Origin of the sequence: Priestia endophytica (assembly GCF_026790145.1) — a bacterium.
In the GTDB taxonomy this organism is placed as follows: Bacteria; Bacillota; Bacilli; order Bacillales; family Bacillaceae_H; genus Bacillus_I; species Bacillus_I endophytica_A.
In genome coordinates, this window is the sequence record NZ_JALAMS010000008.1 from 1 (window position 1) to 23,133 (window position 23,133).

Genomic DNA, 23,133 nt, shown 5'->3' on the forward strand with positions numbered 1-23,133 from the left:
AACGGACATGTTAGAAATTCACTTTATGGAACTTCCTAAACTTTTAATTAAGTGGCGTAGAAAAGAAGTTGACCCACGAGAAGATCAATTAGTAAGATGGTTGTTATTACTTGAAGCATCGGAAGATGAAGAAATCACTCAAGTACTGGAGGAGATTGCGGTGCAAGAAGATCAAGTATTGAAAAAAGCCATAGATGAATGGGAACGTGTGAGTCAAGACCCAGAGGTCTTACTGGCTTATGAAGCAAGAAGAAAGGCTTTATTGGATGAAAAATCGGCATTAAAACGAGCTGAAAACCTTGGAAAAATAGAGGGAGAAAAGATAGGAATCTTAAAAGTTGCTTTAGGTATGATTCAAGAAGGTATGGATAATAAAACAATAAGTAAACTGACAGGTCTTACACAAGAAGAAATTGATAATCTTCGTCATCAATAAGTTTATCTACAAGCTGAAAGGATCTTTATTAAACGATCCTTTTTTGTTTTATAGAAGCATTTGAAGTACGTTTTGTGGCTGTTGGTTTGCTTGCGTAAGCATTGCTTGAGATGCTTACGCAAGGGTAGAGTTCTTTATTTGCTCCATCATTTCTTTCGTCATGTCAACGTCATGAATATGAGACTCTGAAGCTGTTAAGTTTTTATAAGTCGTTATTTAACCTTAGGATCTCAAGGTTAAAGCATACAAGGAGTTTATTTTACAGCTTCTTTTAATTCTTTTCCTGGTTTAAAAGCAGGAACTTTTGAAGCAGCAATCTGCATTTCTTCACCGGTTTGAGGGTTACGTCCTGTTCGCGCCGCACGCTCACGCACTTCAAATGCCCCAAATCCAATCAATTGAATTTTCTCTTCTTTTGAAAGAGTGTCAGAAATGGTTTTAAATAATGCATCTACAGCCTTTGCAGCATCCTGCTTTGTTAGTTCTGATTGAGCTGCAACAGCATTCACTAATTCACTCTTGTTCATATCAAACACCTCATCCTTTTATTTTGGGACCATATGTAGAAAGATTACTATAACACAGATTTGAGATATCTGTCTCTTAATAAAATTAGATAAACGAAAGCGAAACTCTTTTTTTGTAAGATGTATGTTGGGATTAACTCTATGGCACAGTTAAGTGAGCGATTGTTATATTATTAATCAGTCATATGGATAAGTACCTTAAAATCAATTCTACGAAGATCGGCGATAATTCGTGTTATGGTAACTAAAAAAGTAGTTAAGTAATCCCCACCCTACATAAAAGAGGATATTTAACTACCTCATCTATTAGCGCTACTTTGATATAAGAGACCATATGAAATGGAGAATAAACCTGTAAGAGCAACCAACCCTGTAACGAATTGCGATTGTGTAACAACATATAAAAGGAGAGAAAAAATAAGTAACATCCACCCCAGTACGTGGATAACAAATGTATTCATTATCTTTATGTATCTTCACCTTTCCATTCCACTCTAAGGGTATTCTTTATAATAGTGGGAACCCTTAATAACTCCGACAAGTTGTAACTTTGAAGTAAAGTTTGATTGGGAATATTTTTACCCCTACCATCATTTTTATCTACCTAATATCTGGACCACAAAAACGCCGAGCCTTCCTACACTAAGAAGGACCATGTCTTTTCTTGCTGTTTAAAGAAATGATTCATCTTTTCCCTATCAGATGTGGTCTCATTCCCCCCTGCTACTACAAGAATGATCCGACAACTCAGGGTTAAAATAAAGGAGATAAATTTTGGCAAATGATTCACCTCGCAGATCCGTCCATTCGCCACTAAGTAGATTTTACTTTTAATCGTTTGACATAGTTGATAAAACTCTAAGGTTTTCCTCAATGTAGATGTTGGAAGGTGAATGTTATAGGATACAATATGTTTCATTTTATATTCCCCTCCCTTGTAGTTTGAGTCTATTCTAGTATTCTATCACAGTATAAGGATTATTGTAAGCGCTATCAACAGTGTGTATGTTAACTGAAGTAAATTACAACTTTATTTATGCTGTAAATTATTAATTTATATTAAAATTTTTAAAAATAGATAAATGTAGTACCCTCTCAAAAACCATGGTTTCTGAGACAGTCAAGCTATAGTTCCCATCTTTTTAAAGATGAAATGAATAGGAAAAAGTGTGATATAAAATTTAGGGGAGAGATAAGAACAGGGAGGGAGTTTAAGTTTTACAAGTAGTAAAAATAATTTTATTATTCAAGATGAGAAGGTAATCCCCTTGTTCATCTATTTACACTACATAGCCCTTCTCCTACTGGTAAAGGAGAAGGGACCTTTTTTATTTAAAATTTAAAGATTAGTTACAAAAAAGAGAATAGAGCAGGAAGAAATAGTGGGGAGTAACCGGAATCGAAATAATATCTACATTTCTTCTCTTCTTCAGTAGATATAAAGGATTAATCTGTGGAAAAAATTTTCTTCTGCCATTTGTGATAAAAGTAAATCACAAATGAAAGTCCATAAATCACTAAGAAATATTGCCAAGGTCCAATACTTCTATATTCTGCAATACCTAATACATGTAATAATGGTAGAGCGATAAAACTCATCAGAATATCCATAATCACATTTACAACGGTATATAATAAAAAATTATGGGATGTTAGTCTAAAAATCCAAAATGTTCCAACTGCAAAAATTCCATATGCGAAACTTACATCAATCATATAGCCCCAAGGGACAATATATTTGTGAATGACCCACCATTTATAGGTATAGGCTATTTGAAAAATAATGGTCATCAATAAACAGGTGAAAATAGTGACAGGCATAAACCTCTTTATGGTTTTTGAACTGGCAAAAAATAAAGTAAGCCAAGGAAGAAAGAAGACAATAAACAGAATGATTCTTGCAGTCATAAAATTAAACTCTCCCATACTTCTTAATCATCATTCATCCTTATTGTTTCAATAGGGAACAAAGTTATTCATTCTTCGTTCACCTAATCGTTATGATTGGTATTGAAAAAGAACCTTCAATCGAAGGTTCTTTTAGCCCAATTATTTCATCGTATCTTTTTTATTGGTTAATTGGTCTTTATCTATGGTTGGAGGTGGTTGCTCCATCCATGCATGATCAATCATTAGGTCGGCCCCATCTTTAGCATATAGAGCAATCTCCATTGCTAATCTTTCATAATTTAAAATAAGGTCGTTTCTTTGACTGGCAGCTGCTGCCGTAGCGTAGTTTCCTGATCCTGCGGCGCTCATAAAACTCATGTGAAACATGGTTAATTTATCCGAAAATGGTGGTGTAGTTGAATTCGTAATGGCAATATCTGATGAGACAGGCGGTTGTATATCGTTTTCAAGAAAAACTTTTGTAAAGATCTCCACATGCTTTTTTGAAATATCTCGGCCTCTTAACATCCACTTTTGAATTTTTTCTCTTGCTGATGTTTGAGCAAAACTGATGGCTAACTTTGCTCCTATAATGTTAGTTTGAATGTTCATGAATAAGTGTGATATTTCAATTGCATTTAGAGGTCTCTTTTTACTAAAAATAGACATTCCATCTAGATATTTTTGGTTATCTACATAATCAGTTTCAGTGGGGTAAGGAATATAAGGTGCTCTAACAAATAATCCTTTTAAAAGAGCCACTTTTGAACTGCGCTCGTATAGTTCTGATGTTTCGTTTAAACCTTCTCTATAATACGCTCTCATATCCTCCCTAGCACTCATTGAAATAAACCCACCGTACCCAAGTAACCCAATTCTGGCCATATGATTGATATATGTTAGCATAAAGGGATCTGTATAGAGCGCCGGGGCATTCAAATTAACATCGTCATCATCCGTAAATCCTGTCGGCAGTGGAATTTGTTCCTCTTGAAAAATCGTGGTTAATTTCTCCAAATGAGTAGAGGAAAGGTCATAAGAAAATTGAACAATAGACTTAATGTCTTCATCCTCTACATGTTTTAAGAAATAACCTAAAACACATTTGGACATACTATCGTTCATATAGCTAGTCCATATTGAAGCCATTTCAGATGACGTTAATTTTGTGTGATATTCAGTCATAGTTAATTAACCTCCAAAGAATATTTTTCACAGCATGGATATATTCTTTGTTTAAACACTGTATATTATGATAGAAGCCAAAGGAAAAGAATGTTCCTCTGGCTTCTTATGTATTTGTATGTATTCTTCTCAACTGTATATCAACAAAATCCCAAAAGATCGAATGAATATTCTATATGAATTTAGTCACCATAATATAGTTTATAAATAGAAATGATGGCAATTCTGGGCACGAAGCATATAATAAAAAGAAATTCCATCAAACACCGAGATTGAGTCGTTTTGAAGAGAGAGATACCTCCAAAGCTCTCTCTTTTTTAAGTCGTAATACAACGAATCATAAGAAAACAGAAGTCACTAACACTAGTTGATTTAACATGACATAACATTTGTCATTACTTAATTCTTTTAAGATAAGTGGGTTTATCCATTCTTAAGTTTCTTCTTTTAATTTCGTTATAAATGATTTGACTAAGTTCATTATTAAGTTCTTGCTCAACAACCAGGCGATACAATCTTATCAATGCATCATTCGGCGTAAGAAACCAGGGGGACATAATCATTTTTCATCACCTTTATAGATATCAGTTTTTAAATGGTATATATTTCATTAGTTTTATCATTAGACGCCCGGTAAATTAATATACAACGCTTTTTATTAAATAACCCTTGATTGAATAACAAATGATGAGTATCTTATACATTCTTAGTTAACATAGTGGACTTTATCGGTAATTATGGATTAACTATATTTATTTTTTATCTTTAAAAAAGGCACCTCAACTGATCGCACTAAGGAAAGAGATATAGATAAGCCTGAAATTAACATAATGCGCAATCGTCAGAAAACAACATGTTATAACCTAATTCTTTGTTTGAGGATTAAATTAATAAGTTCCTATAAATAGGAGAAAATAAATACACCTTCAAAAAAGAGGTGTCTAAACATGCACTCAATCACTCAAAATTTAGATTTATCTGCAAGAGGAACTTGGTTTCCTATCTCTGTAGGGCTTCTATTATTATTTTTTTCCCTTTTCATGCCTAAAAGAAGGATTAACTGGTTGGAGTTTTATATTACTTTCGGTATTGTAGGTTATGTAGCTTGGATTTCCGATACAGTAGTGGGAAGAATGTTAGATTTGGTGGATCTAGGTGATCCTAAAATTACGGGACTTGGTGAATTTGCAAGTTATAGTTTTATTCCTTCATCACTTTCCGTTATCTATCTAAACTACGCTAAGAAAACTAACAAGTGGATTCTTGTTCTTCTCTTTACCTTATTATCAACTTTAATTGAATGGATAATGGTACAAATAGGGTATTTAAACATGAAAAACTGGGGATTTTTCGTTTTTTCCATCATTGCCTATTTGATTGTATTCAGTCTTATTCTTCCGGTTCACATAAAAGTGATAAAGAAGAACTTACTACATAACAAATAAAATGTTATATCTATAAGCAAACTACTCAAAATGCGATATAGTATCACCTCATGATAGCTAATTTTATAACAGAAAAACCCACTGTACATGGGTCAGTAGGTTTTTCTGTTTTTTTATACTGTATACCATATACATTTTTAGTTAACATAATGATGTTTATCGGCAATGAAAAAAGATCTTCGATTGAATATCTTTTTATGATGATGCTTGTTAAACATTGGCACCCTTTAGTTCAACAAGGTATGCTACTTAATACTCTTTCTTCACTAATAATTTTTCTTTAAAAAATTGAAAACAATATAAGAGCAAGGCATCAACCATAAATACATACATTAATTGAATTTTTTTCATTCGTACCAAAGAGAACATACCGAATTTTTGAAAATAATACACCAAACCATAAGTAAACGCTCCATCGATAATCAAGTTCAACAGTATATAGTGAAAAAATTTGCCGTAGGTCCACTTTAAAATCCACATAGAACCAACTAAGAACGGTCCCCACGTAAACGGTATTACCCAAGTTACTTTCGGAGAAATGGCTTCAAACCACCACCACCATCGGCGCTTTTTTGCGATGAAATTGACAATATGGACAACCAGAGAAATAAATAATCCAGCTGGCAAAAATCGCTTGAAAGCATCCTTCCCCAACAAAGAAACTGAAAACCAAGGAAGGATTATCATTAGCAATAACAATGCCTTCGAATACTTCATAAATTTCATTTAGCAACCTCCTACTCCATCCATCAGGAATAATATCCCCTGGAACAGGAAAAATTATAATAAGCAACAATCGGATACAATCCATCAGAGAAGGAAGGTGCAGATAAGAACCATCCTTTTTTATATACCACCAACCCCATTAAAAAGCATATAGCCGCACCTTACAGGAAATGTTTTTTTCAAGGTCTTCTTTCGCTAAACTGCTTCGTTAGTTGAACAAAATCCCAAAAGTTCAAATGAATAACATTCCATACTATGAGCAAACTATTCAAGATACGTAAAGTATCGCTTTTAAAAGCTGATATGGAACGGAAAAAACCTACTGTTTAGTGAAGTGAACCCAAAAAGTTAGACATTTATTTAAGCAGTTAATGAGGATTGATTTCTGTATTCTACAGGAGTCAATCCTTTTAATTTGGTTTTAATTCTTTTGTGATTGTAATAGAAAATATAGGACTCTAACTCTTGTTTAAAGTGCTCTATACTGTTAAACTCTTGAAGATAAAATAACTCTGATTTTAATAAACCGAAGAAATTTTCTATAACCGCGTTATCTAAACAATTACCCTTACGGGACATACTTTGGGTAATGTTATGCTCCTTTAATAAATGCTGATATCGTGTCATTTGATAATGCCAACCTTGATCAGAATGCAGAATAGGGTGATCTCCTTCATTCAAGCGTTCAAATGCTTCATTTAACATCATCGTCACGAGTGAGAAGGCGGGTCGTTTATCAATCTTACGAGGCATTTCAAACCTAATTCTTGCATTAACCGATAGACGGTCTTGTGGTTAATCAGGTAGCCTAGACGGCGTAACTCGATTGTAACACGACGATAACCATATCTACCTTTGTGTTCATGAAAGATATGCTTAATCATTTTTTTATTTCTTTATATTTATCAGGACGTTTAAAGGTTTTCACCCAATAATAGTACGTACTACGGGCGATTCCAGCTACCTTGATAAGGTCGGCGACCTTATACTTATGCCTTAATTCAACGATTACTTGAGCTTTTTCTCGTTCTTTGATTCCCTTGAGGTCTGAACTAAGACGTTTAACTTTTTTAGATAGGCATTTTCCATTCGCAAATGTTCGATTTCCTTTACTAACTCCTCATTTGTTTTCCTGGCATCCTTCTTCTGATTTAAATTCTTTTTCACTTCTGGAGTCCTCCTGTTTTTAGGATACAAACCATCCAGACCCTGTTCTTGGAAATTCCTTCTCCATTTTACAACGGTTGAGTAGGAAGGAATATTAAATACAGAAGAGGCTTCACGAATAGATGCTCCCGTTTTTTCAATATAGGTTAATACCTCCATTTTAAACTCGACAGAGTACTTTGTATAGGTTGACTCTAAGCCTGCTTCTCCATGTTTTTTAAATAAAGCTACCCATTGAATCACATCTGATCTATTCGCCCCCACTAGCTCAGCTGCTTCCTTATAGGAATACTGTTTATGAATATAAAAATCTATAGCTGTTAATTTTGTTTTAAGTGTGTGTTTTGACATAAAGAACTGCACCTCTGATTGTTAGATTGTGTCTAACAATCGGGGTGCAGTTCATTAGAATCCAGTAGGTTTTGCTATTTTTAGACTGTATACGACATACATTTTTAGTTAACATAATGAAATTTATCGAAAAAAAACCGTTGGAAACCTTAGTTCCAACGGCTTTTTGAATATGTATGACTGCAAGTTGAAATTTTAGTTTCTCTCTTCCTTCGTGTTATCCTAAAATTGCAACTATTACAATTGATAAAACTATACTTAATAATAAAGATATAAGCCAATCTCTTTTTGCTGTCAGTTTAAAAATTATATTTAAGAATGAACTAATGACAATAAAAATAAGAAAAACAAATAAAATCACAATAAATTCTATTTTCTAACCCTCCTTAAACCAGCCCCATTTTCGCCCTTATATATTCCTTTTAATTCCATTTTATCAAAATATAAACTATAAAGCACTATGTATAAACTATACAATCTTAGTCAACATAATCCATCTTCGAGGAAGTTAGAAAGCCATAGACTCTTTGTCTCACAAGGAGTACATAACTTTTGGAATACTCTTAAACTCAAAACTTAACAAAATAAAGAAATTCCTTTTTTCTTTGGAAAGAATTATAATAGGAAAATCTGAAAGAAAAGGAAATAAGTTATGGTAGAAATATTTTGGTACGTTTATTTAGGTTTATTAGGAACTGCAGCAATTGGTTTTTTAATTAAAGGAGAAAAAACGCTCTTCTATATGGTTGATTTCATTATCTCCATCTTCACTTGGCTTGGACTTTTTGGATATGTCACTCATACAATCATGTTTACACCATTTGTATGGAAGCTTGTATTTGTTGGAGGTCTCATTTGGGATATTGTATTTAGTCTTATTAAGGGCGTAAAGAATGAAGAGCTTGAAGGGATACCTACATCCATTCGATTTATTTTTATGTTAGTCACTACTCTTATCTTGCTTGGTCCTTTGTATTATGGGCTGTTTAATTATGCGTTCTAAGAAGTGAGAGTACATAAATAAAAAAAGGATTACCTTATACTCCGATAGGTAATCCTTTTTTTATTAAATTTATTGATGGCGAAGGTTATTAATCTCCTCTTGGGTAAGGCCTGTAAGATCACTTATGGTTTGATTGTCTATGCCTTTTTGAATCATACCTAGAGCCATATTTTTAATGGTTTCCTTTCTTCCTTTTTCTTCCCCTCTGCTTTCGGCTCGTTTTAATGCAGATTTTTCATCCAATAAAGCCTTTCTTCTTGCTTCATAAGCTAGTAAAACTTCTGGATCTTGACTCACACGTTCCCATTCGTCTATTGCTTTTTTCAGTACTTGATCTTCTTGCATCGCAATCTCCTCCAGTACTTGAGTGATTTCTTCATCTTCCGATGCTTCAAGTAATAATAACCATCTTACTAATTGATCTTCTCTCGGATCGACTTCTTTTCTACGCCACTTAATAAGTAGTTTAGGAAGTTCCATAAAATGAATTTCTAACATATCTGTTAATAATAACTTTTCTTCTCTTTCGTATAATTGGAAGACAGAATGATAGTGGTTAATATGGGATAAGTAACGGAAGTTTACAATATTAATGGTAATCGTTTGACATAACTCCCCATAATCCATTCCTTCCTTCATTTGACTGCTATACATCTTAGACCAATAGTAAAGCGTTCTTTTTTCCATATCATGTTTATTATTAAGTTGAATTTCAATGTTTATACGGGTTCCATCTTCTAATTGGGCATGAACATCTAGGATGGATCGTTTATCTTCTTGATATTCCTTATTAAAATGTGGATCTAATAAGTGAACGGTCGTAATTTTCTTTTCCTCTGGTAAACGTAGAGCTGCATTTAAAAAGGCAGCTAAGATGGATTCATTTCCATGCGTTCCAAAAAGAGATTTAAAGGCAAAATCGACACGTAAATCTAATCGTTTTGTCATTATATCCTCCATGATTGTTTCTTTTCCTCTAGTATAACATGAGTTGCACTTTTTCCTCTTAAGTATACTTTTAAGGATACTTTGTTTTTGTTCCAAATAATAGAGATGACTCTTTTATTGAATTTAGGATAACTCTTCCCATTTATATTTCTCGGTTTATTATGACAGCCATAAAGGGTAAAGACGAATAGAATATTTTTCATTTATAATCAAGAACAATCTTAATGATCTTATTGAAAGTTCATCAAAGAAAGTGAAGGTTTTCTATGAAGAAAAATTTAAAATTACAGCGATGGATTATCTATTGCCCACGTGTTAATCGTTCTGTCAATCATGACATTTCTTATATTCATTCAAATGGACAAAGTGAAATAATTGCTACTTGTACAGGTATTGAGGATAAATGTTATGACTGCTTTATCCTAAAGACATATAAATAATCATAAAAACGTTAGATTTCTTATAGTATAAGATAGATTTTTTTAGTTACCATAATCTTTATTATTGGAAATAAAAGCCGTTGGAATTAATAATCTCAACGGCTTTTTTCTATATCTAAACATGTCCAATGCTTTTCATTTACCTATATTTCTACTGGTACAAGCACCTCACCTTATTTGCGATGTAAATACCCGCCTCGCTTGCTTGAAGTAAAAAAACGACTGACTGTCTGACGACACTCTTTTTCTTATTCACTTACAAATAAAAAAGCCTTCAGGCTTTCCCATAAATAGGTTTAGTGATCAGCATCGATATTCAAAAAAGGCGATGCATCCACATGAAATGGAGGATTTCCATCATTCATTTCTGGCGGATATCTCACAGACACTTTGGGGATATTAAAAATTAAATTGTTTAATATTTTTAATTTCTTTAAAGCATATCCACTGAGTGTCACAAAAATGTATGTTAACATAAAAGACGTGAGAAAATTGGGTGGGTGCAAATTTCAGGGAAAATACACCCAGATTTATGGAATCACACAGTTGGAGTTGACATAATTAAATGAAATTTAACAAGAAAAAAATTAACGTTGTAAATATGCAACAAGTTAAGAAAAGCGTGTTTGCTACAGGGATAGGAAACGCTATGGAATGGTTTGACTTTGCTTTATATTCTTATTTAGCAGTTATTATTAGTAAAAACTTTTTCAGTCCCGTTCAAAACGATGAATTAAAGTTAATATTTACTTTTGCTACATTTGCCATTGCCTTTTTACTTAGACCGGTAGGGGGAATTATTTTCGGTAAAATTGGTGATAAATTTGGTCGGAAAATAGTATTAACGACTACGATTTTAATGATGGCTTTATCTACTTTAATAATAGGTCTACTTCCTACATATGATCAGATTGGGATATGGGCTCCTATATTATTACTCTTAGCTCGTATCCTACAAGGTTTTTCCGTGGGTGGAGAGTATGCTGGTGCCATGGTATATATCGCTGAATCTTCTCCAGATAATAAACGTATAAGATTAGGTAGTGGTTTAGAAATTGGCACATTATCTGGTTATATCATAGCTTCTATTTTAGCTACAGTCCTTTTTTGGACTTTATCTGATGCTCAAATGTATAGTTGGGGGTGGAGAATTCCTTTCTTCTTGAGTATTCCAATAGGATTATTTGGTTTGTATTTGAGACGCCATTTAGAGGAAACACCAATCTTTGAAAATGACATTTCTGAAAACCAAGAACAACAACCAGGTTTATTAGAAATCATTAAAACATATAAAAAAGATATCTTTTTATGTATCGTATTTGTGGCATTTTTTAATATAACTAATTACCTGTTGTTAGGTTATATGCCTTCTTATTTAGATGAAAACATTGGGATAAGTGATACTATCAGTACACCGATTACAGCCATTGTATTGATTATTATGGTACCTTTTGCTATAACTTTTGGCAGACTAGGAGATAAATTAGGAAATAAAAGAGTTATAACCATCGGATTAGTATTGGGAATTGTATTTTCAATTTTCTCTTTCCAATTTCTTAATATGGGAAGTATGGCCTTCCTATTTATAGGACTTTTAATGTTAGGTATTGTTTTATCTGTATACGAAGGTACTATGCCAGGATCTTTACCTACGTTGTTCCATACTAACATTAGATATCGTACATTATCATGGACATTCAACATATCAGTCTCTATTTTTGGTGGAACAACACCTTTAGTTGCTGCTTGGTTAGTCCATGTGACAGGAAATAATTTGGCGCCAGGCTTCTATTTATTAGCCGTTAGTTTAATTGGTTTAATAGTTGTATTAACTTTATTTAAAGATACTTCAGGTAAATCTTTAAAAGGTTCTTACCCAACAGTTGCTTCTAAGGCTGAGTACAAAGAAGCTGTTGAAAATCCAAAAGATTCATTATGGTGGCAAACAGAACAAACAGATAAATAAATCGAATTAAAAAGTACCCACTCAATTGAACGACAACCCGAAATATGGACACTAAAGAATAGCGTCTGTATCTCGGGTTGTTGTATTTATCTGGGTATCGGCCATGTCTGCCCCCCCTATTTTGATTTCTTGACTCATCGGTATCACTATCGAAAATTCCTTTGCTCTGTATGAATCGATAATTTATATATATTAATTTTCTTTTAAATAATTTGCATATCATGAATAAACTTTTATCGCTTGAGTAAACTACTCAAGATGTAATATAGCATTACCCCATGGTGTATAATTTTGTAACAGAAAACCTTACTGGGCATGGTCAGTAAGGTTTTCTGTTTTTACTCCGTTGTAAACTATTCATCTTTAGCTAACATAATTCTCGTTATAGTAAGTTAAAAGTTTTCTGTTTCTTGCTCAATTAAAGAATCCCGTTTATTGAATAAGAATGAGTATTCCCCTTCATCTATTAACTTTCTTACCTCTTTGAGACTGGGAATCGGCAAATAAATGAAAAAAGCATCCCCACTACCATTTGGAAATGCTTTTCTATTTAAAACAGATAACTGATTAATAATCCTGTTGATAACAGGAAGGCAAAAATCGTATTTGTTATCGCTGTTGATTTCATTGCTACACGCATATATTGAGGTTCTTTTGCTCCTTTTCGAAAACCTTGAATTGCAGAAATTGGCGTCTTCAAACCCAAGAACATAATTAATAACCAAGGGCTTACATACCCCATCAATACAATCACCACTATCCATAAATAGGAAACTAAAAAGGAAATAGCTAGAGTTGCCACTGCTTTCTCTCTCCCAAGGAGGATAGCCAACGTTTTTCTTCCGCCTTTAATGTCTTCATCAATATCTCGGATGTTATTAGACATGTTGATTGCCCCTACTAAAATTCCAATTGGAATGGAAATCAATATACTTTCAACTGTTAACATATTGGTTTGAATAAAGAAAGCAATTAATACAAAACCTGTCCCCATTGACAATCCAGAAAGTAACTCTCCAAGTGGCGTATACGCAATTGGTAATGGACCGCCTGTATATAAATAGCCCACTGCCATCCCGAATAAACCGATGACCACTAACCACCAGCTACTATTCATACAAATATACAAACCGATAAATACTGCCAAAATATACAATAAAATAGCAACGGTTAAAACATTTTTTGGCTTCAATCCATGACGAACGATTCCACCACCAATTCCAACAGAATCAGCAGTATCTAATCCACGTTTAAAATCATAATATTCATTAAATAAATTTGTTGCGATTTGCAATGCTAAACATGCCAGCATCATCGCAATAAATAAAAGCCAATTAATCTTGGTTTCATAAAGTGCTGCAACTGTCCCTAATACGACAGGAGCAAATGTTGCTGTTAATGTATGAGGTCGCGTCATTTTCCACATTAATTTAGCAGAACTGATTTCTCCTTTTTCATTCTCCATAAATCTTTCCATCTCCCTGCATTTTCAGTATTACATCCCTAGAAGTATTCTTTCTACCTACTTCCTGTTTCCATGATACATTATATCAAGTCAATGCTACCCTTGACATGATTTAATATTAGGAAAGTAAAAAACATACATCAAAATTTGAACTACCCTGCACTTTTAGTTGTAGAAAGAACCATGCATATCCTATACATTTCCAATTTACATAATGTACCTTAGGGGAAGTCAGAAAAGTCCAGACCCTTTGTATCACAAAGGATCTGGATTTTTCCTTTTTTTTTTCGTTATGTAAGATTTTATACATTGTTGAACTAGCAAGCTTTCCTCACTTCTCCAACATAAAAAGAGGGCTTAAAAATCCTAGGTTTTATGCCCTCACTAAATTCATAGATTACTTGCAATTGTTCTAAAGTTTTTGTACCAGAATCAAATAGTTGATTTTATCACCCTAAACTGTCAAGCTTAACGAAGAACAAAATCTTCGAGGAAAGAATATATAGGTGACAAGTATGATTGAAATAAAAACGTCTGCGCTAAGCGATGGAGAATTCAATAGAGGTGTATTCGCTAAGCAAGATATCAAGAAAGGGACGCTTCTTCATGAAGCACCTGTTATCCCTTATCCTAATAAAGAGCATGAACACATTGAGAAGACAGCACTTGCGGACTATGCTTTTGAATATGGTGTAAATCATACAGCTATTCTTCTAGGCTATGGTATGCTGTTTAATCATTCGTATACACCTAATGCTACTTATAAAATTAATTTTGACAATCATACCTTTGATTTTTATGCTTATACGGATATCCAAGCAGGAGAAGAGATTCTTATCAACTATAATGGAGATGTAGATAATCAAGAGCTCCTTTGGTTTGATCGTAAAGGTGAGAACGAGTAGAAGTAAAAAAGTAAGCCCATCGATTTTCGATGGGCTTACTTTTTCATCTCAAGACATTGTAGAATTCAATCGAGTTTTGATCTATTCTTCTTATAAAGAACAAAAATAGAATCTTTAATAATGTACAGGAACACGATCTAAATTCTTTTTCTTGGCTACAAAATAACGACTATAACTATCGAGAAGCTCATGTGTATCTGGATCAATAATAATCGGTTTATCTACGGTTCCATTCTTCTCAATACTTTCTTCTACTGCTTTTTGTTTCGCTATTCCCGGTGTAAATTGAAGAAAGGTTTCCGGAACCTTAATTTCTTCTAAGGACATCCAATCCTTCGTTCCCTTTGGAACAAGAAGAGGCTTTTTCTCTTGCTGTGGTTTACTTTCTTGTGCGGATTTACTTTCCTCTTGTTTTTTAGCTCTTGAACCCTTTTTGGGTGTTTGTTTCGGTTGTTTCTTCTCTTTCCCTTTGTCCTCAATTTCTTGTATCTGCATACAGATAACGCCAATCTCACCTGTACATTGTTCAAACGGAATATCCAAACAAGGCTCCCCTTGCACAAGGAAGCATCGTTGGGAGAATTCCTCCTAGCTTATATTTAATTTGTTAAATTGTTTTAGACTCAGCACAACAGTATAGGTAATCGGGTTACTTTTAAACGGAATCCCTTTTGGTGCATTGGGACTTCCCTTTTCCTCCATATCAAAAGCCAAGTACTTCCCATAGTCTTGAATTGAGCTAGTCGGACAGCCAGTTAAACTGATTTTGTGAGCCATCGTTCTCCCTCCTTCTCTTTCTATATTCCTAGTATATATACCCTTATATAAGATTGAACAGAGGAGAAATCCAAAAAACAACAGAAAAAAACATTTTCCCATGATTTTATGAATTTACTACATTATTAATATTTCCTATATTTGTTACAATAAAGAAATCAAAGGGAAAGAGGAGTGGAATAAGTGAAAAGTACAGGGATTGTAAGGAAGGTCGATCAATTGGGACGTGTGGTCTTACCAAAGGAGCTAAGAGAGAATCTTGCTATTGAAAAGAATGATCTTTTAGAAATCTTTGTAGACGAGAATCAAATCATCTTAAGAAAATATCAGTATCATAAAGCTTGTATGATTACGGGAAAAATATCAGAAAACAATATGGTATTAGCAAACGGAAAAGTAGTATTAAGTCGAGAAGGAATGGAGATTCTCTCTAAAGAGGTAGGGCAAATCGACGTTTACGTCTAGATGATGAATGACAGGTATAAATGAGTATGTATAGATGTGATAACAGGCCCGAATTTTGCATTTATCTTTTGTTTCGTGGGGATTCCTAAATGCAAAATTCAAATCTGTTTTAATGATTGTTTTTCATTGCTTATAGCTTCTTTATCAACATGTTCTGTTAAAGAATAATGCTGATTTCCTTGTTTAACTAACAGGCAATTTAGTTTAAGAAAGGTTTTTAACTTGTATTCAACGATTGGGCCAATTTTTTGAATAAAACTTAGATTTTTAAACAACTTTATTGTTATATTTTTCATTATAGTGAAGTATCTTACATCAAAAATTAAACAACTTTATTTTCAACCCCGTCCTAAAAGTAGAACGGGGTTATGCTTGTTTGAGCTTTTAAAATTTCCGTAGTCTTTTCAGAATAAATTAGTTAAAAATAAAAGACTACATACTATACGCGAAAGAGTATAAAACAGAGGGATTTTATAAGGGGTTAATTGGTTTTGGAGGAGGACATAGCCCATAGCGGGAGGCGTATCCGCAAATGTGAAGCATCGAGGACCTTAAAAATAAGAATAATCAACTAAACAAAGGATTATAAATTGAATAAAATAATCAGCTATCTAAAAAACTATTAGACGGTACAATATAATATGAAATATAATGATAATGCCAATGCATCTCTTTATTTAATGTGGGTACGCTTTCGAGCAGTAACTCTTTTTAAAATTTTGGAGCATTGGTTTACACAGAAAAAGACTTCGCAGCAAGAGGGTCTTTTTTTATGCCTTTTATCCCAATGATAGTGCAAATAGCTAGAACTAGGCAATAAAATAAAAAATGAGTTATAATAATAATGACAATGCATCTCTTATCCTAATGTGGGTACGCTTTCGAGCAGTAACTCTTTCATTGATTTTGGGGCATTGGTGTACATAGAAAAAAGACTCCTACAAAAAGGGGTCTTTTTTTATGTTTCTTGCTTATCATATGAAAATAAGTTCGTTTACTATGAATATAGACAAAGGTTTTTATTGGCAGTAAACCCATTATCCCCGTAAATTAGTTAAACAGATAAGAGATTTATCTAAGGTGTGCAGAGCCTTGTGCCCACAAGTAGTGGAGTGCCCCAATTGCATATAAGAGGTCTAGGATAAATAATGCTAGCCCCAATCCAGTTATGGTCGGAAACACCTTAAAAGGTCACTGCACACACTCATTATAACAAATTAAACAAAAAAGAGAAAAAATTCTGTGAACTGAGCAGGAAATAGGATACTAGATAAAGAATTTTTCTTTTAGAAATTTAAAAGACTATATGCAAATGAAATTCAAAAATGTATATAGTATTTAATAAAATTAGCGATTGAAACTCTTCGGTTATTTGGGGCTGGTTCTTGGCTAGACCTCTTTACTTAATGTGAGATTTACCATCTGGTGTTATAGTCCTGACATACTACATTGGGCATTAAGCTCTAACGGAAAATTGGACGGTCAGATGTATATATCGCTAGGAGGGTTTACGTATGAGTGAAAACACAGTATTACCATTTAGTTTTATAGAGGAATCCAAAGAAAAAGAGAAAGAAACTAAGAGGAAGATGTACCAGTTATTTGTGGGAATTGACATTGGTGCCTCTTTTCACGTTGCTAGTTGTATCTCCTTCCAAGCTTTTTTAGACCCAAAGGGACGTGAATGGAAACGGACAAAGACAATGAAGTTTAATGCGGACAGCCTGGGAATGACACAGTTCTTACAAGCCTTAGAACAAATGGAAAAACAATTAGGAATTCATAGATCGGATTTCCTAGTTTTACTAGAACCAACAGGTGGTCACTACTCTTACCTGCTTCAACAAGTCCTTTTGAACGAAAATTTTGATGTATTCCTAGTGGAAAATTCCGCAGTAAAAGACTTCCGTGAAAAGCATTTAGGAATTACTGAAAAATCAGATGCGGTAGACGCAAGGGTAATGTCCTATATGGGATGGCACAAGATCTTACACCCTCATATGAAGGGAGTTAGCTTACTTAAACCAGCTTCTGTAACTCAATCTATTTTTCGTTCGTTAACCCGTGACCGATGGTTATTAAATACTCAGTTAACACGGCGTAAAAATCAGGTGCAGCAACTTTTAACTGTTACGCACCCAGACCTCAAAGTAGCATTTAAGAAGCTTGGTACCACTTCTGTGATGAAGTTCGTATTGAAGTATCCTACTGGTAAAGATCTAAAGCTAGCCACACAGGAAGAACTACGACAAACAATGATTGAATCTGGGGCAAAGCGAATAGCTACGAAGGCGTCTGAGGCACTAGCAAAAGTTACAGCAGAGTCTATAACAATTGATGTCCCTCATTTAGTTGGAAGACAACATTGGGTAATCGAAGAAGCGTTACGTATTGAAGAAAGTATTAAAGGGATTGACAATCACATCCAAGAACTACTTCACGGAAATTCAAGCAAAGGTATTAAACCTCATCCTTATACAGAGTTATTATACTCTTTCCCTTTTATGAGCGATAATTGGGCTTGTACTCTTATCGGAGCCATTGGTGATGTTGAACGATTTAATACATATAAAGAGTTCAAAAAATATCTTGGTGTTTCGGCGGAAAATAAACAGTCAGGGACATCAGTAAAGGGTACGAGAATGACCTTTAGTGGTGTTCGAGATGCACGTCGAGTTCTCTTTCAAATGGCAATGATTATTATTGCGACAAAATCCCAACCGTCCGTATTCAGCTCCTATTATCATCGTCTAGTAGAGCGTAAAATGAATGGAAAAACAGCAATTGGGCATATGTGTGGCAAGATTGCCAAAATCCTTTATATGATGCTTAAAACAGGGCAAAAATATGACCCTGTAAAACACGCACAAGCAACAGGTATTCCTTGGGATTCTGTTTACGACAAAAGAACAAAAAATGTCAAATCGGAGAAGTTTTATCAAGAAGCATTAAAGCTTGCGGGGGATTCAACAGAGGTAGATTAAGGCTTAAAAAACTAATTTCCTGTAAGTGTTTTAAAAGATAAAAAACAACTGTTTACGGTATAAAAATAGTGCTATTTCCAAGAGGGATTTTTTTATTTTCCTCTTGGAAAGCACTACACTACATTAAATAACTTTATTATCATTTTACACTTAGTGCAAAACGCTTTTATTTTTATGAAGAAAACAGGGTTTAAATGAACGAAAGTATGACATATTAAGGGAAAGAACCATTTGGAAGGGAGAATTTTAGTGGATTATCTATCTCGCGAACAAATTATGAATGAATTACAGCAATCCTTTCAACCCTACTTAAATATGTATGGAATTGAAAATATCGGTATTTTTGAAGAAGAAGGACAAGACGATCGCTACTATCTTGGATATACAACCCAAAAAGATGGCAAAACCCATCATATTCATCTGCCTTTTCAAAAAAATAATGATGGCGGGTTAGCTCCAATTGATAGTAAGTGGACGGTAGAATCAGACAATCCACTGGAAAAAGATCTTAAAGAATTTGAAGATCTAGATCATGTATTCCGCGAAATATACTAACGATTACTTAGATGACGTAGGTGAAGGGCATAGGAAAACCACTTCACCTAAAAATTTTTAAAAGTGTAAGTTGTACAACCCCAATGTTTTCTGCTCGTCGTTCGCTGGACTTGCCATTCTATTTATTGCAACTCTTTTGCAATAAATTTGTTAAACCCTCAGTGTCCAACTTAGTTAAAGATAATAGGTGGCTTTGAAATAAAGTTGAACTGTTTATAAAAAAATCGCACCGTTTTAAAAAAAGAGGAACTGGAATTTCCTATCTCTATAAAGAAGGGATTACGGTTTTTCTTTAGGCTGTTATTTATTAATGGCTTCTGTATGACGACATTGAGGGAGAGAGGAACATCAAAAAAAGAGATTCGGCTTTCCTTGGCGTACCACTAATGCCTTTCCACACGTTGAACATTTATGTGGCTCTGGTTCCACCTCTTAATACACCTTTTTGGCTGTGTGGGTAGGATTCACTTCTAAAATCAACTCTTGAAGGGCTTTACGGTCAAATAGTTGTACATTACACGCTTGAGATAAGGCACTTGCTTGGTAAAGAAACTATTTATCATCACCCAGGCTTCATAGGCTTTATAATAAGCTTGTGCCCCATAGACCTCTTGAATAGCTGATATGCCTACTCGATTTTCAAGCCCATATGTTTGGCTTGAATCACAATCTTTTGTTGGCCTTTCATAATTAAATCAGTGCTAAAATTTATCAAGACTTAAATCGTAAAAAGTCATAAAAAAATAAAGGGTGATACATATTGTACATGTACAATATGTATCACCCTTTTACTGTTGTTTTATAAAAAATTTAATTATTTTCTACTTGTATTGCTCTACAATCGCACCCTATTTGCTCTTACAATGTAGTAATAATTGGTCCTTCCTTCGTAAGAATAATTGTATGTTCGTATTGAGCCACAAAGCTTTCATCGGTTAGTAAGGTCCATCCATCTTCGGATTGGAAAACCTCCTCTTCAAATGTAGAGATAAAAGGTTCAAAGGCAATTACCATACCATCTTTTAAGATCTCATCATCCTCGTGAGAGTAGTAATTGAAAATATGTTCTGGTTCTTCATGAATGGAGCGCCCAATACCGTGTCCAGTAAGATTTTTTATGACGGTTAAGCCATGCTGTTTTGCTACATTGTGTGCAGCTTTTCCAAGCGCACTTTTTTTCGAACCTGGTTTTGCCTTCTTAAGTCCAGCGTCGAATGCTTCTTTAGCAACGTCACATATTTTCTGTAGAATTATCTCTCCTTTCCCAACTACAACGGAAATTCCGGTATCTGCGAAATAACCGTTTTTTGAACCTGAAACATCAATATTAACAAGGTCCCCTTCTTGAATAGTCCGTTCCCTCGGAATCCCGTGCGCTACTTCTTCATTTATGCTAATACACGTATACCCAGGGAAATCGTATTCTCCCTTTGGTGCAGATTGAGCTCCTGCTTTTTCAAACATCTCTTCTGCAATTTCATCAAGTTCTTTTGTAGTCACGCCAGGTTTAGCACAATGGACTAATTCATCTCGAATCGACCTGCAAATTTTACCAATTTCTTTTAATCCATTAAAATCCTCTTCTGTCTTTGCAATCATCGTATACCCTCATTTTTTAAAGTATTTTATAATCAGTATTCCATTTAGATTCTAGTATAAACGGAACGGCTTTTTCTTCAACAAAAAGTTCGTTGCAAGAATAGGTAATCAGAAGAATACCGTTCTCAATTCCTAATTTTTTATATACCTCTCCATAAGTCATTTTTACTTGTTCTTTTAGTTGCTTATTCTCTTCCTCTAATTTCTTTACCTTTCTTTTCGAGGATATTAGATATTATATTAAACTAACTATCCTCCTACCATTCCTTATTGAAGATACTTTGCCTTGTTGTGTAGTAGGTTTTTTCAACTGTTAAACGTTCTAATATATTGTCGGTATCTTGAGAGGGTTCTTGTTGTAGAGACTGTTTATAACTCATATAAGATGCTTTTAACTTCTCTCCTAGGTTTTCAGAAGCAAGAGGTCCTGACTCGCGTTGTTGACTTTTTTCTTGAGCTAATAAAGGTGCTTTGCCATAATTCTCGATGATCATAACGGTTCATCTATTTCCATTAATTCATGCATAATCTCATTCATATTTTCCATTGTGTTTAAGTATTTCCCCATCGTTCGAAGAAATGTCTCTAACATGTTTTCAAGTTGTAATTCACGTTTGGTTTGTTCACGGAAAAAGGCCAGCGTTTCAAGCTGACCTTTCAGAAATTCTTGTCGTAAAATCCCTTTTTCTTTTACCAATTCATTAAACCTTTTTTACAGCCGTTGGATCAATATTTCGTATGATAATATCCATTACATTCATCCTCTCTCGAAGTTCTGTGCTCTACACCCAAAAAGAGAGAAGAGCATAAGGGGTTTTTGCCCCCATGGACCGTGTGGGGTTAGGCAAAGCCTAACAAAACTGTGGGTACAAAGAAATGTCCGAAGTGTTGACCTACTGTCGATATACTGTTGATATAGTGCTGACCTATTGTTGAGGTAGTGTTAATATACGGTCGACCTGACTTTTTTCAACTTTAGTGAAGATCTTGCTCTTTTTCTTTCAACTTTTTGAGCTTTTCTTTTAACATTTTCTTCTCATCTTTATAGAGACTAATGCTCTCTTCTTTCATCCGAATCTCATCTTCTTTTAATGAATTTGAGCTTCCGTTTCAGCTTTCTCTGTATCAATTTGATATTCCATATTGGCTTTAGTTCCCCAATTTCTTTTCGTAAAGCTCTCTGATTTTCCACTTCAACTCCAATTGTTTTTTCGTAGGACTTCATTTTCTTTTTCACTTCTTTTTGCTAAATATCGACCACTAACAATCCGTAAGCTTACCTATTCTTAAATGACCTTTGGGGACTCGGAGGTGTTTTTGTTTAACCAGAAGAGGTTGCCTGAACAAGTTCACCTTCTCGTTCTTCCTCCTCTATTTTTGCTTCACTTCCCTCGCCATCTACCCTTTCTGCTGCCATCGATTTTCGAGACAAATCAAGCGTTAAAACTTCCTAATCTAAAGATAATTGTTTCACCCTTCCCACGTCCCTGAGATAAAATTTTAATCTGTAAGACTATCCTTAAATGGATTTTTTCAGACTTTAAAAGAGAACGCCTCTCCATTTTATTTATTCAACTTTTTCATTTTATCTCCCTACAAAAACTAGCCCTCACATGATGTGAGGGCTATACTCTATTCCCTAAAAGTTATTAAAAAATCGATTTCGGATTAACCTCTTGATAATTGATTTTACTTTTGGATTCTGGTTTATCTAGTTCTTCACTTACACGATGTTCATCTTGTACAAAGGAAGACGGTTTTTCAAGGATAGATAAATCCTTTTCTGGAGATCCTCCTGAGAGTATACTCTCTTTGACCGTTAAAGCATCTTTTCCTCTAAGGGCCTCTAAGATGAACATATCTCGACTTATTTCTTTATCGACATGATGATTTAAGACGCTCTCTGTTCCATACAGCTCAATCATATGGTACACAATCTTACGTAAAGACAGCGCAATGTTATCTTGATTTTCAAACCATTCATAAAACTCATCGGTCTCATTGCTTTTAAACTTCCAGTTGTACTGGGTCTTTCTCTTTTTTTCATTCATCATACCTTTACATCACCACAGTTTCTTTGTATTCTTCTGTAAATAGCATGTTGCGATTTAAAATATCTAATCCTTTCACGTTCATATCAACGGCATATTGTTCTGGAATCCAAAGGACTTTTGCATCCACGGAATCCGCAAATTCTTTTAAGTATTTATACATATCCTCTTTAAATTCGATGGAGCCTCCTCCATAGCAAGCCAGATATTCTGGTTCACTGGATAAAGGGTTCTGGTGCAAACATTGC

The 23,133-nt window shown here is 34.2% G+C and carries 21 protein-coding genes and 3 pseudogenes; 8 read left to right on the forward strand and 16 right to left on the reverse strand.

Features of this window, described 5'->3' with window-relative positions; translation table 11 throughout:
• The coding region (locus MOC86_RS07140) for an Rpn family recombination-promoting nuclease/putative transposase (protein WP_268583497.1) at positions 1 to 436 on the forward strand (436 nt) is incomplete at its 5' end.
• Positions 437 to 484: 48 nt separating this feature from the next.
• Here MOC86_RS07140 and MOC86_RS07145 read toward each other — a convergent pair.
• The 4 genes and pseudogenes from MOC86_RS07145 to MOC86_RS07160 all read right to left on the reverse strand — a co-directional run.
• Positions 485 to 640, reverse strand: a pseudogene (locus MOC86_RS07145) (flagellin); the annotation flags it as partial.
• Positions 641 to 690: 50 nt separating this feature from the next.
• Positions 691 to 963 carry an HU family DNA-binding protein gene (locus MOC86_RS07150; protein ID WP_268583498.1) on the reverse strand — a complete coding sequence of 91 codons (273 nt, stop codon included), beginning with the start codon at positions 961 to 963 and terminating at the stop codon, positions 691 to 693.
• 1,446 nt (positions 964 to 2,409) lie between these two features.
• Entirely contained in the window at positions 2,410 to 2,871 is a 462-nt protein-coding gene (locus tag MOC86_RS07155; RefSeq protein WP_268583499.1) for a hypothetical protein, read from the reverse strand.
• Between the two features lie 141 nt (positions 2,872 to 3,012).
• Complete coding sequence (locus tag MOC86_RS07160) at positions 3,013 to 4,038, reverse strand: DUF3231 family protein (RefSeq protein WP_268583500.1); 1,026 nt, start codon at positions 4,036 to 4,038, stop codon at positions 3,013 to 3,015.
• Between the two features lie 947 nt (positions 4,039 to 4,985).
• On the opposite strand from MOC86_RS07160, the gene MOC86_RS07165 reads away from it, so the two are divergent.
• On the forward strand, positions 4,986 to 5,483 hold the full coding sequence (locus tag MOC86_RS07165; protein ID WP_268583501.1) for a hypothetical protein: 498 nt from the start codon (positions 4,986 to 4,988) through the stop codon (positions 5,481 to 5,483).
• A 249-nt stretch (positions 5,484 to 5,732) separates the two neighbouring features.
• Here the strand turns inward: MOC86_RS07165 and MOC86_RS07170 are convergent, their stop codons facing one another.
• Both MOC86_RS07170 and MOC86_RS07175 read right to left on the reverse strand, forming a co-directional pair.
• Complete coding sequence (locus MOC86_RS07170; RefSeq protein ID WP_268583502.1) at positions 5,733 to 6,209, reverse strand: hypothetical protein; 477 nt, start codon at positions 6,207 to 6,209, stop codon at positions 5,733 to 5,735.
• Between the two features lie 360 nt (positions 6,210 to 6,569).
• A pseudogene (locus MOC86_RS07175) lies at positions 6,570 to 7,727 on the reverse strand (IS3 family transposase).
• Between the two features lie 652 nt (positions 7,728 to 8,379).
• Here MOC86_RS07175 and MOC86_RS07180 point away from each other — a divergent pair.
• Positions 8,380 to 8,730, forward strand: a complete 351-nt coding sequence (locus MOC86_RS07180) for a hypothetical protein (protein WP_268583503.1) — start codon at positions 8,380 to 8,382, stop codon at positions 8,728 to 8,730.
• Between the two features lie 69 nt (positions 8,731 to 8,799).
• Here the strand turns inward: MOC86_RS07180 and MOC86_RS07185 are convergent, their stop codons facing one another.
• On the reverse strand, positions 8,800 to 9,678 hold the full coding sequence (locus tag MOC86_RS07185; protein ID WP_082864802.1) for an Rpn family recombination-promoting nuclease/putative transposase: 879 nt from the start codon (positions 9,676 to 9,678) through the stop codon (positions 8,800 to 8,802).
• Between the two features lie 1,005 nt (positions 9,679 to 10,683).
• Here MOC86_RS07185 and MOC86_RS07190 point away from each other — a divergent pair.
• The gene (locus MOC86_RS07190; protein WP_268583505.1) at positions 10,684 to 12,084 is read left to right on the forward strand and encodes an MFS transporter; all 1,401 of its coding nucleotides are present in this window, start codon (positions 10,684 to 10,686) and stop codon (positions 12,082 to 12,084) included.
• 550 nt (positions 12,085 to 12,634) lie between these two features.
• On the opposite strand, the gene MOC86_RS07195 is transcribed toward MOC86_RS07190, so the two are convergent.
• Positions 12,635 to 13,549: a 1,4-dihydroxy-2-naphthoate polyprenyltransferase gene (locus MOC86_RS07195; protein ID WP_268583506.1), complete on the reverse strand. Its 915-nt coding sequence runs from the start codon at positions 13,547 to 13,549 to the stop codon at positions 12,635 to 12,637.
• A 515-nt stretch (positions 13,550 to 14,064) separates the two neighbouring features.
• Here MOC86_RS07195 and MOC86_RS07200 point away from each other — a divergent pair.
• Positions 14,065 to 14,454 (forward strand): SET domain-containing protein, encoded by a 390-nt coding sequence (locus tag MOC86_RS07200; protein WP_268583507.1) that lies wholly within the window; start codon positions 14,065 to 14,067, stop codon positions 14,452 to 14,454.
• 114 nt (positions 14,455 to 14,568) lie between these two features.
• Here the strand turns inward: MOC86_RS07200 and MOC86_RS07205 are convergent, their stop codons facing one another.
• Together MOC86_RS07205 and MOC86_RS07210 are read right to left on the reverse strand one after the other, a co-directional pair.
• On the reverse strand, positions 14,569 to 14,997 hold the full coding sequence (locus MOC86_RS07205; RefSeq protein ID WP_268583508.1) for a TraV family lipoprotein: 429 nt from the start codon (positions 14,995 to 14,997) through the stop codon (positions 14,569 to 14,571).
• A gap of 45 nt (positions 14,998 to 15,042) precedes the next feature.
• The gene (locus MOC86_RS07210; RefSeq protein WP_268583509.1) at positions 15,043 to 15,231 is read right to left on the reverse strand and encodes a hypothetical protein; all 189 of its coding nucleotides are present in this window, start codon (positions 15,229 to 15,231) and stop codon (positions 15,043 to 15,045) included.
• Between the two features lie 183 nt (positions 15,232 to 15,414).
• Between MOC86_RS07210 and MOC86_RS07215 the strand changes: the two genes are divergently transcribed.
• From MOC86_RS07215 to MOC86_RS07225, 3 genes are all read left to right on the forward strand, one after another.
• Positions 15,415 to 15,696 carry an AbrB/MazE/SpoVT family DNA-binding domain-containing protein gene (locus MOC86_RS07215; protein ID WP_268583510.1) on the forward strand — a complete coding sequence of 94 codons (282 nt, stop codon included), beginning with the start codon at positions 15,415 to 15,417 and terminating at the stop codon, positions 15,694 to 15,696.
• Positions 15,697 to 17,210: 1,514 nt separating this feature from the next.
• Positions 17,211 to 18,680 carry an IS110 family transposase gene (locus tag MOC86_RS07220; RefSeq protein ID WP_268583511.1) on the forward strand — a complete coding sequence of 490 codons (1,470 nt, stop codon included), beginning with the start codon at positions 17,211 to 17,213 and terminating at the stop codon, positions 18,678 to 18,680.
• Between the two features lie 249 nt (positions 18,681 to 18,929).
• A complete protein-coding gene (locus tag MOC86_RS07225) occupies positions 18,930 to 19,235 on the forward strand; it encodes a DUF5634 family protein (RefSeq protein ID WP_268583512.1) in 306 nt (101 codons plus the stop codon).
• A gap of 858 nt (positions 19,236 to 20,093) precedes the next feature.
• Here the strand turns inward: MOC86_RS07225 and map are convergent.
• The 6 genes and pseudogenes from map to MOC86_RS07255 all read right to left on the reverse strand — a co-directional run bounded on the left by map (position 20,094) and on the right by MOC86_RS07255 (position 23,048).
• Positions 20,094 to 20,834, reverse strand: a complete 741-nt coding sequence (map, locus tag MOC86_RS07230; protein ID WP_268583513.1) for a type I methionyl aminopeptidase — start codon at positions 20,832 to 20,834, stop codon at positions 20,094 to 20,096.
• 133 nt (positions 20,835 to 20,967) lie between these two features.
• Positions 20,968 to 21,066 (reverse strand): annotated as a pseudogene (locus tag MOC86_RS07235) (DUF6262 family protein); the annotation flags it as partial.
• A gap of 25 nt (positions 21,067 to 21,091) precedes the next feature.
• A complete protein-coding gene (locus MOC86_RS07240) occupies positions 21,092 to 21,328 on the reverse strand; it encodes a hypothetical protein (RefSeq protein WP_268583515.1) in 237 nt (78 codons plus the stop codon).
• A complete protein-coding gene (locus MOC86_RS07245; RefSeq protein WP_268583516.1) occupies positions 21,325 to 21,531 on the reverse strand; it encodes a hypothetical protein in 207 nt (68 codons plus the stop codon). The genes MOC86_RS07240 and MOC86_RS07245 overlap by 4 nt, the downstream gene beginning before the upstream one ends.
• A 952-nt stretch (positions 21,532 to 22,483) precedes the next feature.
• Positions 22,484 to 22,888: a hypothetical protein gene (locus MOC86_RS07250; RefSeq protein ID WP_268583517.1), complete on the reverse strand. Its 405-nt coding sequence runs from the start codon at positions 22,886 to 22,888 to the stop codon at positions 22,484 to 22,486.
• Between the two features lie 4 nt (positions 22,889 to 22,892).
• The gene (locus MOC86_RS07255) at positions 22,893 to 23,048 is read right to left on the reverse strand and encodes a hypothetical protein (RefSeq protein WP_225985416.1); all 156 of its coding nucleotides are present in this window, start codon (positions 23,046 to 23,048) and stop codon (positions 22,893 to 22,895) included.
• Between the last annotated feature and the right edge of the window lie 85 nt (positions 23,049 to 23,133).